This is a genomic window from Streptococcus suis, assembly GCF_002964045.1.
Classification (GTDB): domain Bacteria; phylum Bacillota; class Bacilli; order Lactobacillales; family Streptococcaceae; genus Streptococcus; species Streptococcus suis_U.
The window spans coordinates 1-310 of the sequence record NZ_POPB01000654.1; the positions used below are offsets into that span (position 1 = coordinate 1).

At 39.4% G+C, this 310-nt stretch carries 1 pseudogene; it reads left to right on the top strand.

Annotated elements, in window-relative coordinates:
• Positions 1-59: 59 nt before the first annotated feature.
• Positions 60-310, top strand: a pseudogene (gene clpP / locus C1E99_RS13915) (ATP-dependent Clp protease proteolytic subunit ClpP); the annotation flags it as partial.

The following is a 310-nucleotide window of genomic DNA, read 5'->3' on the forward strand; positions in this document are numbered from 1 at the left end:
GACCAATTTTGACTATTCATATATAATGGGTACAGAAAATCTCGAAAAGGAGTAATTTTATGATTCCAGTAGTTATTGAACAAACTAGCCGTGGTGAGCGCTCGTATGATATTTATTCCCGTTTGCTCAAGGATCGCATTATCATGTTGACAGGACCAGTTGAGGACAACATGGCTAATTCGATTATTGCACAATTGCTTTTCCTTGATGCCCAAGATCCTACAAAGGATATTTACCTCTATGTTAATACGCCAGGAGGATCGGTGTCAGCAGGTCTTGCCATTGTAGACACGATGAATTTCATTAAAGC